This window comes from Streptomyces auratus (assembly GCF_050433025.1).
Lineage (GTDB): Bacteria > Actinomycetota > Actinomycetes > Streptomycetales > Streptomycetaceae > Streptomyces > Streptomyces sioyaensis.
Map to the genome: position 1 here is coordinate 2,171,915 of NZ_JBNGCB010000003.1, position 15,272 is coordinate 2,187,186.

The 15,272-nt window shown below is 71.0% G+C and carries 15 protein-coding genes; 9 read left to right on the top strand and 6 right to left on the bottom strand.

Annotated features, from left to right (window positions below):
- Window positions 1-12 precede the first annotated feature (12 nt).
- Window positions 13-2,577 carry an ABC transporter permease gene (locus tag BKA18_RS29165; RefSeq protein WP_366045732.1) on the bottom strand — a complete coding sequence of 855 codons (2,565 nt, stop codon included), beginning with the start codon at window positions 2,575-2,577 and terminating at the stop codon, window positions 13-15.
- A gap of 5 nt (window positions 2,578-2,582) precedes the next feature.
- Complete coding sequence (locus BKA18_RS29170; protein WP_366045883.1) at window positions 2,583-3,353, bottom strand: ABC transporter ATP-binding protein; 771 nt, start codon at window positions 3,351-3,353, stop codon at window positions 2,583-2,585.
- A 221-nt stretch (window positions 3,354-3,574) separates the two neighbouring features.
- Between BKA18_RS29170 and BKA18_RS29175 the strand changes: the two genes are divergently transcribed.
- Both BKA18_RS29175 and BKA18_RS29180 read left to right on the top strand, forming a co-directional pair.
- A complete protein-coding gene (locus tag BKA18_RS29175; RefSeq protein ID WP_366045733.1) occupies window positions 3,575-4,771 on the top strand; it encodes a sensor histidine kinase in 1,197 nt (398 codons plus the stop codon).
- Window positions 4,772-4,794: 23 nt separating this feature from the next.
- Entirely contained in the window at window positions 4,795-5,508 is a 714-nt protein-coding gene (locus BKA18_RS29180) for a response regulator transcription factor (protein ID WP_429638713.1), read from the top strand.
- A 7-nt stretch (window positions 5,509-5,515) separates the two neighbouring features.
- Here BKA18_RS29180 and BKA18_RS29185 read toward each other — a convergent pair whose 3' ends face one another.
- Complete coding sequence (locus BKA18_RS29185) at window positions 5,516-6,094, bottom strand: TetR/AcrR family transcriptional regulator (protein ID WP_366045735.1); 579 nt, start codon at window positions 6,092-6,094, stop codon at window positions 5,516-5,518.
- Window positions 6,095-6,131: 37 nt separating this feature from the next.
- The gene (locus BKA18_RS29190) at window positions 6,132-6,812 is read right to left on the bottom strand and encodes a class I SAM-dependent methyltransferase (RefSeq protein WP_366045736.1); all 681 of its coding nucleotides are present in this window, start codon (window positions 6,810-6,812) and stop codon (window positions 6,132-6,134) included.
- A gap of 94 nt (window positions 6,813-6,906) precedes the next feature.
- Here BKA18_RS29190 and BKA18_RS29195 point away from each other — a divergent pair, with 94 nt between their 5' ends.
- A complete protein-coding gene (locus tag BKA18_RS29195) occupies window positions 6,907-7,827 on the top strand; it encodes an NAD(P)/FAD-dependent oxidoreductase (RefSeq protein ID WP_366045737.1) in 921 nt (306 codons plus the stop codon).
- A 22-nt stretch (window positions 7,828-7,849) separates the two neighbouring features.
- Window positions 7,850-8,494, top strand: a complete 645-nt coding sequence (locus tag BKA18_RS29200) for a class I SAM-dependent methyltransferase (protein WP_366045738.1) — start codon at window positions 7,850-7,852, stop codon at window positions 8,492-8,494.
- A 202-nt stretch (window positions 8,495-8,696) separates the two neighbouring features.
- Here BKA18_RS29200 and BKA18_RS29205 read toward each other — a convergent pair whose 3' ends face one another.
- Window positions 8,697-9,107 carry a VOC family protein gene (locus BKA18_RS29205; RefSeq protein ID WP_366045739.1) on the bottom strand — a complete coding sequence of 137 codons (411 nt, stop codon included), beginning with the start codon at window positions 9,105-9,107 and terminating at the stop codon, window positions 8,697-8,699.
- A gap of 211 nt (window positions 9,108-9,318) precedes the next feature.
- Here BKA18_RS29205 and BKA18_RS29210 point away from each other — a divergent pair, with 211 nt between their 5' ends.
- The 4 genes from BKA18_RS29210 (at window position 9,319) to BKA18_RS29225 (ending at window position 12,206) form a co-directional block, all read left to right on the top strand.
- Window positions 9,319-9,972 carry a maleylpyruvate isomerase N-terminal domain-containing protein gene (locus tag BKA18_RS29210; RefSeq protein WP_366045740.1) on the top strand — a complete coding sequence of 218 codons (654 nt, stop codon included), beginning with the start codon at window positions 9,319-9,321 and terminating at the stop codon, window positions 9,970-9,972.
- A 52-nt stretch (window positions 9,973-10,024) separates the two neighbouring features.
- Window positions 10,025-10,750: a nucleotidyltransferase domain-containing protein gene (locus tag BKA18_RS29215; protein WP_366045741.1), complete on the top strand. Its 726-nt coding sequence runs from the start codon at window positions 10,025-10,027 to the stop codon at window positions 10,748-10,750.
- Between the two features lie 135 nt (window positions 10,751-10,885).
- Window positions 10,886-11,098, top strand: coding sequence for a hypothetical protein (locus tag BKA18_RS29220; RefSeq protein WP_366045742.1), 213 nt, complete (start codon window positions 10,886-10,888; stop codon window positions 11,096-11,098).
- Window positions 11,099-11,219: 121 nt separating this feature from the next.
- Complete coding sequence (locus BKA18_RS29225) at window positions 11,220-12,206, top strand: LLM class flavin-dependent oxidoreductase (protein ID WP_366045743.1); 987 nt, start codon at window positions 11,220-11,222, stop codon at window positions 12,204-12,206.
- Window positions 12,207-12,306: 100 nt separating this feature from the next.
- Here the strand turns inward: BKA18_RS29225 and BKA18_RS29230 are convergent, their stop codons facing one another.
- Window positions 12,307-13,563 (bottom strand): DegT/DnrJ/EryC1/StrS family aminotransferase, encoded by a 1,257-nt coding sequence (locus tag BKA18_RS29230; RefSeq protein ID WP_429638781.1) that lies wholly within the window; start codon window positions 13,561-13,563, stop codon window positions 12,307-12,309.
- A gap of 355 nt (window positions 13,564-13,918) precedes the next feature.
- Here BKA18_RS29230 and BKA18_RS29235 point away from each other — a divergent pair, with 355 nt between their 5' ends.
- Window positions 13,919-15,145, top strand: coding sequence for a cation:proton antiporter domain-containing protein (locus tag BKA18_RS29235; protein ID WP_366045745.1), 1,227 nt, complete (start codon window positions 13,919-13,921; stop codon window positions 15,143-15,145).
- Window positions 15,146-15,272 lie beyond the last annotated feature (127 nt).

A 15,272-nucleotide genomic window follows, 5' to 3' on the forward strand; every position in this document is an offset into this window, starting at 1 on the left:
GCCATCCCTCCGTCATTCGGTGTCTGTCGTGATGGCCTTCAGCATCGGGATCCTCGCGGCCTGGCGCCCCGGCCAGAGGGAGGCGAGGACGCCGGTCGCGGCGGTGGCGAGGAAGAAGAGGACCGCACGGTCCCACGGGATGACGAGGGGGACGCTTTCCTGGCCGGCGACGGCCGCCGCGCCGATCGCGCTGCCGGCGAGGAGACCCAGTGCGGAGCCGAGGAGGGAGATGGTGACCGATTCGAGCCGCAGGACGGAGCCGATGCCTCGGCGGTCCAGGCCGAGGGCCCGCAGTACGCCGATCTCCCGGACGCGTTCGAAGACGGCCATGCCCATGGTGTTGACCAGTCCGAGGGCCCCGATCAGCACGGTGACGCTGAGCATGGCGTACATGATGTTCAGGAACGGGCCGGTCCTGGCAGCGGCTGCCGCCCTTGCATCGGTGCGGTCCTGTACGAGGAGCGCGGGGTTGTCCAGCGTGCGCCGGATCTCCTGACGGAGCGCGGCCGTGCGGCCGTGGGCGGCGTTGACCAGGACGGATCCGACACGCGGCCGGCGCTCGGTGTCCGCGGTGGGCGGCAGTGTCCGGTCGGAGAGAAGGACGGGAGCCAGGGCGTTGGAGCCGTTGTAGATCGCCACGACGGGCAGGGTGGTCTTCGTGCCCGAGTCGTTGAGCGTCGCGGTGACGCGGGAGCCGAGCCGCCAGCCCTGGTCGGTGGCCGTCTCTTCGGTGACGGCGATGCCGTGGTCGAGTCGGTCCAGCGAGCCCTCTCGGACGGTGACTGCCGCCAGGCGTTGCACCGTGGCGGGGTTGACGGCGTTCGCCGGCAGGGAGGTGCCGCCGGAGACGTCGAAGAACGTGTGGACGACCGGGGTGACGGCCTCGGCGTCCGCGAGCCGTGCCACGCGGGCGGCGGTGTCGTCGCCGATCTCGGCGAAGTCGACGGCTGTGATGCGCAGCTCCGAGGTCATGGAGCGGTCGGCGTCCTGCTCGTCCATGCGGCTCACCGAGGTGACGACCACGGTGACGGCGGTGATCACCGCGAGACCGACCATGAGGGTGGTCGCGGTGGCCGCCGTTCGCCGTGGATTGCGGCGGGCGTTCTCCACGGCGAGCTTGCCGCGGATGCCTGCCAGCCGGGTCAGCGGGGAGCGCAGCAGCCCGGTGACGCCCAGGGCGAGCAGCGGGGTGAGGACGATCAGTCCGATCAGGAGGACGGGTACGGCGATGAAGAGGACGTTCTGGCTGCCGACGGCGGCAGCGACCAGCAGGGCTCCGAACGCGGTCACGGCCAGGCCGACCAGGTTGCGGCGGCGCAGTGCGGCGGCGGTGGGAGGCTCGCTGGTGCGCAGCGCCGCCACGGGCGGTACGGCCGCCGCCCGGCGGGCCGGCAGGTACGCCGACAGTACGGTGACGCCGACGCCGACCGCGAACGCCGCGATGAGCGGTGTGCCGGAGAAGAGGCGCAACGGGGCGCTCGGCCCTCCGGTGACACCGAACAGCCTGCTCAGCAGCGCCGCGACCCCGATGCCCAACACATATCCCGCGACCGAGGCGACCGTTCCGACGAGGACGGCTTCGGCCAGGACCAGCCGCAGCACGTACTTCCTGGTGGCGCCGACCGCGCGCAGCAGGGCATGTTCGCGGGCACGGGCCGCACTGAGCATGGTGAAGGTGTTGGCGACCAGGAGGGTGGCGACGAACAGGGCGATGCCGGCGAAGCTCAGCAGCAGTCCGGTGAGCTTCTGATCGTCGGAGGTGGCGGCCGCTGCTTCGGCGTCCAGGTCCGCTCGTGTCACGGCCCGCAGTCCGGAAGGCAGCAACTTCTGTGCCTGTGCGGCGAGTTGGTCCTCCGTCGTGCCGTCGGCCGCGGCCAGGGTGATCGCCGTGTAACTGCCCGGGGCGGGGGCGAACTGCTTCTGCGCGGTGCGGGTGTCGAAGGCGATGAGCGTGCCGCCGGCCGCCGAGCGGCTGTCCTGGGCGGTGAAGATGCCGACCAACCGGGCGCTTTGGGCGGTGCCGTTGACGACGATGCGCACCCGGTCACCCACCCGGCGCCCGGCCCGCTCGGCGGCCTGCTTGTCGACGGCGACCTCTCCGGTGGCACGGGGCCCGCGGCCCGCCGTGAGCGGGTAACGGGGGTCCTTGCCCGTACGGCCGGGAACGTAATTGATGCCCGCGGCCTGATTCAGATCGCCGACCAGGGTGCCGTCGGCCCCGGCGAGGAAGGAGCGGCCCTCCACGGCGCCACGGGCCGCGGCCGCCCCGGGCAGCGCGCCCAGCCGCCGCAGCAGTGCGTCGTCGAGGCGGGGGGTACCGCCGGAGGAGTCCGCGGGACGCGAAGGGGCGGAGCGGTCCGGTGTGATCTCAACGGAGACATCGGGTTGGGAGTTGGCCCGTGCGCGCGCCACGGCCGTACTGACGGACTCGCTGTAGATCAGCGTTCCGGTCACGAATGCCACGCCCAGCAGCACGGCGAGAGCGGGCATCGCGAAACGGAGGCGGTGGGAGCGCAGGGTGCGGACAGCGGCGCGGAACATCGACGGCCTTCGGGAGGGGATCGGTGGGTGGGTCATCGCGGTCAGCTCACTCGCTGCGAGGCGTCGAATGCCTTCATCTGTTCCAGCACCCCGGCCGCGGTCGGGTCCGGCATCTCGTGGACGAGGCTTCCGTCGGCCAGGAAGAGGGCACGGTCGGCGTGCGCCGCGGCGACCGGGTCGTGGGTGACCATCACGATCGTCTGGCCCAACTCCTTTGCGGAGGAGCGCAGGAACGACAGGATCTCGGCCCCAGCCCGGGAGTCGAGGTTGCCGGTGGGCTCATCGGCGAAGACGATCGCCGGCCGGGTGGCCAGGGCCCTGGCACAGGCGACCCGCTGCTGCTGGCCGCCGGACAGCTGGGCGGGGCGGTGACCGAGGCGGTCCGCCAGCCCCAAGATGTCGATCAGGTTCGTCAGCCACTCCTGGTCGGGGGTGCGCCCGGCCAGGTCGCCCGGCAGGGTGATGTTCTCCCAGGCGGTGAGGGTGGGCAGCAGGTTGAACGCCTGGAAGACGAAGCCGATGCGCTCGCGCCGGACCTTGGTCAGCTGGACGTCGTTCAGCGAGCCCAGGTCGGTGTCGCCGAGGCGCGCCGTACCGGACGTGGGGGTGTCCAGTCCGGCCAGACAGTGCATGAACGTGGACTTGCCGGAGCCGGAGGGCCCCATGATCGCGGTGAATTCGCCGCGCAGGAAGCGGGCCGACACCCCGGCGAGCGCCATGACGCGGGTCTCGCCCTCGCCGTAGACCTTGGTCAGACCGTCGGCGGCGGCGACCACCGCGCCCGGCCTCCCGGGGGACGACAGGGCGTCCATCCTCTGGTTCATTGCATCGCTCCTGGATGACTGCTCGGGGAATGGCGACTGGGCCGAAGGGCGGGGGAGGGGCGCGGCCGGCGGTCACCGGGGCGCCCCTGGGGTCGATCTTTCGGCGTGGTGCGGGTGCGGCGGATCCACCGGATTGCCGAAGCGGCCGCACTCTCCCTCGGTCGAAAGGCTGACGTGGCGCGCACCGCGCTGTCGTAGCGTGACCTGCCATGATCTCCGCGCTCCGGGCTCGTTCCCGTACCCAGCAAGCCCTCTTGAGCCTCGTCGGCGCTGCCCTGGTCGTCCTCGTGGTGCTGGAGGGGCTGAACGCGCCGTACCTGCCGCTGGCTGCGGCGACGGCAGCTTCCGGGGTGCTGTGCCTGGCCGCCCTGGTCGTGCCGGAACGGCTGTTCGCACGGCAGGTCGTACTCGCCACGGTTGCCTCGTGCGCCCTGACCGTGATGGAGACGCAGCTGCCCCACCGTCCCGAGAACACCCCGGGTCTGGTGGAGCTGTGCGCACTGCTGCTGCTGATCACCCGTGCCGTGCGGCGCCAACCTCCCTGGAAGGCGCTCGTGTTGGGCGCGGGACCGGCTCTCGCCGCCGTCCTTCTGCCCTTGCGGCTTGCCGAGTGGGGCAACAACCTCAACGCCCTGATCGCTGCGATCGCTGTGCTCGCGGTGCCGTTCATGGTGGTGCTCGGTTGGTGTCTGCGCCTGTGGGACACCCTGCGCGAACGGGAACGCGAGGCCGTCCGGCAGGCCCAACGCCTGGAACAGGCACGGGAGTTGCACGACTTCGTGGCGCACCACGTCACGGCGATCGTCGCGCAGGCCAAGGCCGCGCGCTTCGCGGCCGCGGCCGGCCATTCCCAGACCCCCGAGGACCTGGACCGGATGCTCGCCGAGATCGAGCGGGCCGGATCGCAGGCGATGGGGTCGATGCGCGCCATGGTCTCCGAGCTTCGGGACACCACCGCACCCGCCGCCATCCGTCCCACGGGCGACCTGGGCGGGCTGCGCGACCTCACGCAGGAGTTCTCCGCGGCGGGACCGCCCGCGGCCCTGACTCTCGACCCGCGGCTCGCCGAACGCCGCCTCCCTCCCGAGGTCACCACCACGGTTCACCGCGTGGTGCAGGAGGCACTGACCAACGTCCGCAAGCACGCGGCCGGGGCCACTCGGGTCGAGGTGCGGGTCGAGGCGCTGCCCGGTGCCCCGGACCGGCTGGAGGTCTCGGTGACCGACGACGGCAGGGGCGGCATCCCGACCGTCCGTGAGAAGGCGGCCGGGAGCGGCTACGGCCTGATCGGTCTCGCCGAGCGGGCCGAGGGGCTCGGCGGGCGCATCACCGCCGAGCCGCAGGACGGCAGCGGCTGGCGCGTCCTGGCCGTCCTGCCCCTGGACCCCGAGTCCTCCGCCGGCTGATGGCCGGCGCGCCGCCTGCGATCATGTCCGGCATGACGATCCGGGTGCTCATCGCCGACGACCAGGAGATGGTCCGTGCCGCGTTCCGCATGATCCTCGACTCCCAGCCGGACATACAGGTCGTCGCGGAGGCGGCGGACGGGGCCACGGCGCTCGACCAGGCCCGGCGGCTACGGCCCGACGTCTGCCTCCTGGACATCCGCATGCCCGAGCTGGACGGCCTGGAAGCCACCCGCCTCCTCGCCGGGCCGGGCGTCAAAGACCCCTTGAACGTCCTCATCGCCACGACCTTCGACCTCGATGAATACGTCTACCGCGCCCTCCGCAACGGCGCCTGCGGCTTCCTCCTCAAGGACGGCGCACCCGGCCTGCTCACCGAAGCGGTACGAGCGGCGGCGGCCGGAAACTCGCTGATCTCCCCTTCGGTGACCGTCCGTCTGCTCGCGCACATGGCACCGCATCGCAGCCGGCCGGCCACCTTCGAGGACCGCCCGGTCCGTACCGCAAAGGCCGGGCCGGGCGGGCTGGTCGAGCCCCTGACCCAGCGTGAACTCGACGTCGTACGCCTGGTCGCGCGCGGCCGTACCAACGAGGAACTGGCCGCCGAGCTCTACGTCACGCTGTCCACGGTCAAGACCCACCTCGGCAACGTCCAGCGCAAGCTCGCCGCCCGCAACCGGGTCGAGATCGCCGCCTGGGCCTGGGAGAACGGGATCTGCACCGGCGACCGGGACTGACGGCCCCTTACGGTGTCCGCGCGGCGACGACCCTGCGGAACAGCGCCTGGACGGCCACGGTGATCTCGTCGGCGGAGCCGTGGTGGCAGGGCCCGGCGTAGGCATGCGTGAGGAAGTCCGCCGTCAACTCCGCGTCGGCGATGTCGAATTCACCGGCCTTGGTGCCCTCGGTGAGGAGGGTCACCAGGACGTCGCGCGCGGCGCCCATGGGCTCCTCGCCGCCCGCGCCCAGCTCATGGAAGAGCAGGTGATACAGCTCGTGATGGTCGCGCTCGGCGGCCACCCAGGCGTCGACCAGGCCGTCCAGGCGCTCGGCCCAGCTCAGGCCGGACTGCTCCAGCAGCCGGGCGGGCCGCTCGGCCATCCGCTCCCACATCTCCGCCTGCAGCGCGGTCAGCAGCTCCTGCTTGGAGGCGAAGTAGAGGTAGACGGTGCCCTTGGCGACCCCGGCCCGCGCGGCGACCTTGCTGATCGTCAGCGCCTCGTAGCCGTCCTCCAGCAGCAGGGCGGCCACCGCGTCGAGGATCTGGCGGCGGCGGACGTCGGGCGGCTGGAAGCGGCCGGTGGGCGCGGTCTTGGCGGGCACGGGGTCCTCTCCTGGCAGGGCGGTGACCGGTGTCCGGTCAGCTGTCGTCACCGAGGATGCCATGCAGCCTGCGGGCCCATACGAGCACCGCGGCGTCCGTGCCGTGCCCCTCGTCGCGAGAGCCCGTTGCCTGCTCGAATCCGGGATGCCGATGCAGCGGGACGCGGAGCCGCTCGGCGCGCAGCAGTTCCAGACCTGCCAGGTGCCCGCGGAGCTCGTCCAGGGTGACCAGCTCGCCGGGGGCTCCCCACGCGCAGCCGTCCTCGTCCCATTCGCCGATGACCAGGATGCCGCCGGGCGCGAGAGCGGCGACCGCGGTGGCCAGGGTGGCGGTGCGGGCCGGGCCGCGCGGCGGCAGGGCGTAGGAGCTGAGCACCAGGTCGTAGGTGTCGTCGGGCTTCCAGAGGGCGCTGTCGCCGACGACGAGTTCGAGATCCAGGCCGCGTCGGCAGGCACTGGCACGGGCACCGGCGATCGCGCGGGGTGCGATGTCGACGCCGGTCACCCGCCAGCCGCGCTCGGCGAGCGCCAGGGCGTTGCCGCCGGCCCCACAGCCCAGATCCAGGGCCCGGCCGGGGGCCAGCCCCTCAGCCGGTGCGAGCAGCAGCGGGTCGGGCGGCACGGTGTCGCTGCCGTCGCCGCGGTAGACGGCGTCCCAGTCGGTGTGCCCGTCATGGGCGCCGTGGGCGGGGCTGCTGGTGGGTGTGTCGCTGTTCACAGGGTGCCTCCGTGGGAAGAGTACGGCGCGAATGACCGTTGGTCAGTAGTATGACCGACGGTCATTCATTCGCCAAGCGCTCCAGGAGACAGTCATGAGCACCCCCGAGTACGACACCGTGATCATCGGCGGCGGCCCCGCCGGACTCACCGCAGCCCAGGCCCTCACCCGCTACCGCCACCGGTCCCTGGTCGTGGAATCCCCGCACCCGCCCCGTAATCAGGCGTCCCGTGGCGTCCACGGCATGATCGGCCTGGACGGCGCGACGCCTGCCGAGGTGCGGGACCGGGCGTGGCGGGAGCTGCACCACTACGGCCTCGCCGAGCTGCGCCGCACCACCGCCGACGATGTCGTTCCGCTCCCCGAGGGCGGCTTCCGGGTGCGGCTGGCGGACGGGACCGCCGCCTGGGCGCGCACCGTGCTGCTGGCCACCGGAGTCCGCGACCTGCACCCCGAAGGGGTCGAGGGCTTCGAGGAGTGCTGGGGCCGTACCGTCATCCACTGCCCGTTCTGCATCGGCTGGGAGAACGCCGACCGCAGCTGGGCCGTGCTCGCCGACGACCCCGACTACGCCGCCATGGCGGGCACTGCGTTCCGCGCCTGGTCCGGCGACGTGATCGCCATCGCCCCGCTCGGCATGGACCGCGCCGACCAGGTGCGCCGCACCCTCCAGGAGGCGGGCAGCGACCTCGTCCAGGGGGACATCGCCCGACTGCACCACCACAACGGCGACCTGCACACCGTGGAACTCGCCGACGGCACCCGCATCGCACGGCAGACCCTGCTGTGGTCCCCGCCCCAGGAACAGGTCCCGCTCGTCCGCCGCCTGGCCAACACACTCGGACTCGCACGGGACGACGACGGCTTCGTCACCGTCGACGACGCCCGCCGGACCAGCGTCCCCGGGCTCTACGCCGCCGGAGACCTGACCACCCGGTGGGAACAGGGCGCCATCGAGGCCGCGGCGGCCGGCGCCGCGGCCGCCGGAGCCATCCACTTCGCCGGCCTGCACTGACCGACCGAGATCCGGAGCCCCCATGCCCCGCCCCACCCGCCCCCTCACCGCGGCCTTCACCGACTACATCGACCACATCGGCGACCGCACCGCGATGTACGAGGCCGTCGCCGCCCACGCCGGCGCCCAGCGCGTCCTCTACCCCGGCAGCTACCTGGACCTCGCTCCTTCCTTCGTCTGGCCCGACGTCACCTACCTCGACTCCGACCCGCGCGCCCGTAGTGCCTTCGCCGACCCGGCCCTCGCCCATCAACTGGCCACGCGCCACAAGAGCTTCCCCGAGGACCCACACATCACTTTCGTCCCCGGCGACTACACCCACACCCTCGAAGCCCTGCCCGCCGACGGCTGGGACCTGGTCATCTCCCTCTACGCGGGCCCCGTCTCCGAACACGCCACCCGGTGCCTGCGCCCAGGGGGCCGGCTCCTGGTCAACAACAGCCACGCCGACGCCGGCCTGGCCGCACTCGACCCCGCCTACCGCCTCACCGCCGCCCTCCACAGCGACGGCAGGCGCTACCGTCTGGTCGCCCACCACCTCGACCGCTACCTCCAGCCCAAACGGCCACCCCACCCCACGCGCGAGGAACTGCACCAACGTGGCCGCGGCATCGCGTACACCCACCCCGCCACGGCCTACCTCTTCCAATACAGACCCACCACGTAACCCTTGGCGAGTGGACCGAGCGGCCGACGGATCTCGACAGTGAGCCGCCTCGAACGGCGCCTTCCCGGAACGAGTCTCCCGGGATCTCGGCATCAGCCTGTCCACTCGGTACCCAGAGCTACGAAAGAACCGGGCCCGAGCCGGAGCGACCAGCCGGTCGGCGCACCGGAGAGGTGAAGTCCGTCAGCGTGGCGGGCCATCGTCACACGTGATCAGCAGCGACGAGTTCGACTTCGAAGCCATCCTCGTTCTCCAAATAGGCCGCGTAACTCCGTTCGCCTCCTGCGTGCGGGTGGAGATCAGGGAACAGCAGCTTCCAGCCTCGGCCCGTAGCCTGCTCGACCAGGGAGTCGACCCTGTCACGGGTCTCGACGTGGAAGGCAATGTGGTTGAGTCCAGGACGGCACCGGTCGTGTTGGTCGGATGTCAGAGCACGTGACTGCTCAACCACCAGGTACGTCGCGCCGAGACGCCAACTGCGACCAGCTTTCCACTCTTGGTGGAGCGTGTAGCCGAGTTCTCCCAGCAACCAGCCCCAGCTCGCGATGGCGCGCTCCAGATCAGGTACCCACATCTCGACGTGGTGCAGAAGTCCAGTAGTTCCCTTGCCCATGGTGCAATTCCTTCCGAATTGGCCAGAATGCTGCGAACGGATCGAGATCCCATGACTGGGGTGTACGGCCGGACATGACCGTAGTGGGCAATGAGCCTTGACCAGATCGCGAACCGACCGTCCGGGGGCACGCGAACCGACGGCTCGGGTACGCGGACCGACCATCCAAATATGCTTGTCCGTCGTTCCGTTGCGGCATTACCGTGCCGCAGTGGATCTCTTCTCACGCTCGTGGACGGCGTTGCGCACGGCGGTCGCCGATATCCCGGACGAGGACTTCGAGCGGCCGTCCGGCTGTACCGGCTGGCTCGTGCGGGACCTGGTGTGCCACCTGGTCATCGACGCACAGGACGTCCTGATCACCCTGGTCACGCCCGCCGAAACCGAACCGACCGTGGACGCGGTCACCTACTGGCAGCTCGTCGAACCCCCGACCGGCGAGGACCCGCTCGATGCGCTGATTCCCCGGCTCGCCGCCGCATACGGCGAGCCGCGGTGGCTCAAGTTCCACTTCGACGACGTCGGTTCCGCCGCGGGCCGCGCCGCCGAGCTCGCCGATCCCGCCGTCCGCGTCAGCACCCGCGACGAGGTGCTGACCGTCGGCGACTACCTGTCGGCGTACGTGCTCGAATGGACCTTGCACCACCTCGACCTGATCGCGCATCTGCCGTCGGCCGCCGAGCCGCCCGCCGAGACCCTCGCGGCAGCACGTGCGTCGCTGGAGAAGATCGCCGGGACCCCGTTTCCCGCCTCGCTGTCCGACAGGGACGCGCTGCTGATCGGCACCGGACGCCGCACGCCGACCGGCGAAGAGAAGGACGAGCTGGGCGAGCTCGCCGCGAAGCTCCCGCTCATCATCGGCTGAGCGCCGGGAAGGTCGTACGACGTCAGGATCTCACCTGGCACGATGAGTTCCCATGAATGATCAAGAAATCACCGCCGCCCAAGCTCTGCGCCTGGTCACCACCCTCTTCCCCCACGCGCTGGGGGCCTTATTGGGAGGCTCGGTTGCTCAGGGGCGTGCCACCCCGACGAGCGATCTCGACGTGGCCGTCCTCCTGCCGGACTCGGACACCAGCCGTCGTGAGGTGATACGCCACGAGGGCCGCCTGGCCGAGCTGTTCCTGAACACTCTCGCGGACGTGCCGGAATTCTTCGCGTGGGACAGAGCCCGTCGTCGTGGCACGGTCCTGTTCCTCTATGACCAGGGGCTGCCCTTGCTGGACCCGCACGGCCATCTGTCCCGCACGCGCGAACAGGCCCGGGCGGTACTCGCGGCCGGTCCACCTCCGCTCACCCCGGCGGAACGGGAACGGTCCCGCTACGGCCTCACCTGCTTCATGGACGACTTGGTCGACACCCCGCCGACCCATCGGTACGAACAGCTCGCCCTCGCCGACTTCACTCTGCGCGAGGCGGCACACCTTCTCACGGCCTACCACAACGCCTGGACGGGCATCGGCAAGTGGCTGCCCCGCAGGCTGCTGAGCGCAGACCCGGCACGAGGCAAGGCCCTGTTGGACGGCCATCAGGCGGTGGCCGAACGCGCCGACCCCGCCCCGTTGGCAGCCGCTGCCGAGCAGGTGCTCGACCTGCTGGGCGGACCGCTGCGGGAAGGCTACGCACACCCCTGGCGCACCTGATGCGCCAGGCGGCCTGACATATCCCACCTCACCCGTAGCTCCCTGCCAGATGTCTCGGCGATCTGTGAGCGAGGGCCTGTTGCCGGGATCGAAAATCCCGAGCGACCCGGTCGTTGTGGCGGCATCCTGGCTGCCATGAGTCGCTGGAAGCTTTACGACAACTGGTATGCCGATCTCGCCGGCCTCACCATCGAGCAGCTGCGTGAGCGCCGAGCTTTTGCTGCCCAGCGCGCGGAGGACTCCGTAGCGCGGCGGACGGGCCGCAACCCCAAGGCTGCCCGTGACTGGCGCCAGAGGCTGCGCGCCGTCGAGGACGAACTCCTCAGGCGGGAGGGCGAGGAAGCGTAGCCAACAGCAGCACCCCCTGGCGCCCCCGCCGCCCGAACTCGCGGCGGCGGCCTGGGCTTTGTTGCCGGGGACAGGGAGAGCGCGGCGCCCTTTTCGAACGCCCGATCCTTATGCTGACGACATGATCGATGTACCTCTTTCAGCGCTGGAAGTCGCGATGGTCCAAACCGGCAGACGAGCCGTGGAGACCCTGCGCGACACCGCCGCCTTCGCGCAGGGACTGGAACGGCTGGGCTACCACCGGATCTGGTACGCCGAGCATCACCACTCGCCCGCCATCGGGGCGTTTCCGCCGGTCGTGCTGATCGCGCACGCTGCCGCCTCGACCTCGGCCCTTCGTCTCGGTTCGGGCGGTGTACTGGCGCCCAACCACGCTCCCCTCATGCTGGCGGAGCAGTTCGGAACGCTGGCCGGGCTGCACGGGGGCCGTATCGATCTGGGTATCGGCCGTGGCCCCGGCACCTTCGACGAGGCCACCGCACGGGCACTGCGCCGCGGGGCCGGACCGACGACGGACGCGGAGTACCACGAGGATGTGGCCGCGATCCTGTCCTTCCTGGTCGACGAAGTCGCGCTCGACCCGCTGCCGGAGCCATGGCTGTTGGCGTCCAGCACCGCGGGTGCCGCTCTCGCCGCACGACTTGGCTTGCCGATCGCCCTCGCGCACCACATCCGGCCGGACAACACCCTTGCGGTGGTGGAACGGTACCGGGCCGACTTCGCCCCGTCCCGGTGGTGCGAGCGACCTCGGGTGCTGGTGTGCGTGGAGGCGGTGTGTGCCGAGACGGAAGAAGAAGCCGCGTGGCGAGTCGGGCCGATGGAGGTCGTCAAAGCCGGGCTTCTCAAAGGCCTGAGTGAGATCCCCTTCCCCACGCCCGCGGACGCGGCCGCCCACCCCTTCACTGCCGAGGAGCGACGGGCGCTGGCCGGGTTCCGTGCACAGCAAGCCGTCGGGACACCCGAGACCGTTGTGCGTCGGCTTGCGCAATTGGCCGGCGAGACCGGAGCGGACGAGCTGATGCTGACCACACCGGTCTACGAGCTCGACGAGCGCATTCGCTCCTACGAACTCATCAAGAAGTACGCCGAGGTCACGACGTTGTCGTAGGAACCATGCCGGGGGTGGGCTGTGATGGCGGGCCGGGGCGGGGCGGGGCGGTGCGGGGCGGTGCTGGGCCGGCCACCGGCCACCGCCTGCCGGCCCCCGGCTACCGCCCGCAGGCCGTAACCGGCACCGGCAGCGGCGCCGGGGCTCCGCCGTTCAGCTCGGCCAGTGACTCGTCCAACGCCTCAATGAGGTAATCCTCCTGATATGCCGTCAGCAAGGGATGGCACGGAAGGTTGAGATGCTGCTCGAACCAGCTGCGTTCGGCGACCGGGCACTCGCCGCGCAGATGGCCCCGGTGGCGCCACTGCGGCAGCAGATGCTGGGGGAAGTAGCGGAGCTGGATCTCCACGCCCCTGCGGTCCAGGCTCAGTACGAGCCGGTCGCGTAGTTCCTGGTGGTCGGTGAAGCAGGTGTAGAGGTGGTAGGCGTGTGTGCTGTGCGCGGGCGTCGACTGCGGGGTCATGAAGGGGTAGCGGGTGAGTACCTCGTCCAGGCGGCCGGCGAGTGCGCGCCGTCTGGCGGTGGTGGCCGGGAGCCGGGTGAGCTGGGTCTGGCCGAGGGCCGCGACCATGTCCGGCATCGTCGCGGCGCCGCCGGGCCGCCGTGCGGGACCGCGCTGGAGGGGGACGGTGTGCGGGGTCCACAGCGCGGGGTTCGGCGCCGCCGTGTGGTCCGGCCGCAGGTGTGCGCTGCGCGCGTCGGTGCCGTCGGCGCGCAGCCGGTACAGACGCTCGGCCCAGTCGTCCCGGTCGCAGGTGATCAGACCGCCCTTTCCGAGCAGACTGTTGTTCCGGGAGTTGCGGAGGCTGAAGGTGGCGATGTCCGCCAGCGAGCCCGCGCTGCGTCCGCGGTAGCGGGTGCCCAGGGCATGGGCGCAGTCCTCCAGCACCAGAAAGCCGTGGCGGCGTGCCAGCGCCATGATCGTGTCCATCTCGGCGGGGCAGCCGCCGTAGTGGACCAGCAGCAGGGCCTTGGTACGCGGGGTGATCAGCGACTCCAGCACGGCCGGGTCGAGGGTGAGGGTGGTGGGGTCGATATCGCAGAACCGGACCTGCACGTCGTAGTCGAACAGCGGCTGGACGGTGGCCTGATGGGTCTGCGGGGTGGCGATCACCTCGTCCCCGGGGGTCAGCCCGAGCATCCGGACGGCCAGTTGCAGGGCGACGGTTCCGCTGGTCACCGAGATGGCGTGCCTGCTGCCCACTGACTCGGCGAAGGAGCGCTCGAACCGTTCCCGTCGCACGCCCGTCGGCAGTGGGGTGCTCTCGTGGATGAGCTCGGCCAGTACGGCTGCCTCGGTGTCGGCGGGCAGCACGCCCCGCTTGCCCCAGGGCACGACGTAACTCTTGTCCAGCATCAGTTCCCCCCAGATGGTCGCCGGCGCACCGGTGGGTGCTCTACCCATGACAGTGCAGGAGCGGGGCGGGGTGAAGAGCAGACGGTGGTCAGCAAGGTCAGTTCGGTCAGTTTCGCCGTCGGCAGCCGGACCGGTCCGTCCGCGTGGGGCCAACAGCCCGGGATTCCAGTGGTCTTCGAGGCCGGTCGCCGTGCGGTGCCCGAGGATGGCGCGCGCACGGAGGCGTCCGAAGCGGCCCCGGGGTGACCCGAAAGACACGCCCTGGGCGGAGTGCTCCGTACGACAGGGCGTCGCCGTCGTACGGACGGATGCGGATGTACGGACGGATGCGGACCGAAGCGTGAGGTGGCGACCGGTGACCGAACTCAACGCGGCAATACTCTTCGCAGATCTCTCCCTGATCCTTGTGATGGCCCGGGTGGCCGGCCGGATCGCTCACCGGCTCGGCCAGCCGGCAGTCATCGGTGAGATCGTCGGGGGGCTCTTACTGGGCCCCACACTGTTCCAAGGGGCGCTCGCGCACACGCTGTTCCCCACGGACATCCGGCCCTATCTGAGTGCACTGGCCAATCTCGGGCTGGTGCTCTTCATGTTCGTGGTGGGGTACGAGGTCGACTTCGGCAGGCTCCGGGGCTGCGGACGGATCGCCGTCGGAACCGTCCTCGGCTCCGCCGTCGTGCCGTTCGCCCTCGGCGCGCTGCTCGCCCTCCACCTGCTCCGCGAGCGGCACCCCGCAAGCCGGGCCGGCTTCATCCTGTTCATCGCGGTGGCCGTGTCGGTCACCGCTTTTCCGGTGCTGGCGCGCATCCTGACCGACCGGCGCATGAGCGGCACCTGGCTGGGGACGATCGCACTGTCGTCGGCGGCGGTGTGCGATCTCGTCGCGTGGACGGCGCTGGCCGCCGTCCAGGTGCTCGCCGGGACCGCGGGCCAAAGTCCCTGGTGGGTACTGCTGATCGTCCCCTACGCCGTGGTGCTGATCACCCGTGGCAGGCCGCTGCTGGAGCGGGCGCTGCGCGGTGGGGGCCCCGAGGGCCCGGCGTCGGCGGGAAGTCTCGCGGTCGTGCTCATCGGCCTGCTGGTGTCGGCCGCGGTGACGCAGGCGCTCGGGCTCCATTTCGTGCTCGGGGCCTTTCTGTTCGGCCTCGTCATGCCCCGTGGGGAAGGCACCGGCTTGAAGGACGTACTCCTGCCCCGCGTGCAGTTCACGACGACACTGCTGCTGCCGGTCTACTTCATCGTCGCCGGGCTGAACGTCGATCTCTCCCGGATCGGTGCGTCGGGGCTGTGGGACCTCGGTCTCATCCTGGCCGTCGCGGTCACCGGGAAGTTCGCGGGCACCTGGCTCGGTGCCAGATCCCAGGGGCTGCCGGCGCGCCGTTCCGCGGTACTGGCCACGCTGATGAACACCCGTGGGCTGACCGAACTCATCGCGCTGAGCGTGGGGTTGCAGATCGGTCTGCTGGACGGCGGGCTCTACTCGGAGATGGTCGTGATGGCCCTCGTCACGACGGTGATGACCGGACCGCTGCTGCGGTGCTTCGCCAGGCCGGGGGACCGGGAGCCGGTGCGGCAGGAATAGGGACCAGGTGGGGTCCCGCGGCAGGGGGACGCTGCGGCTCTCGGCCCGCGTCGTTCGCCTGGCTGGGGGCGGTATCCAGCGGTCGTCTAGCTGCTGTCGAGTGCCGCGCCGTAGCTTCCTGCCGAGC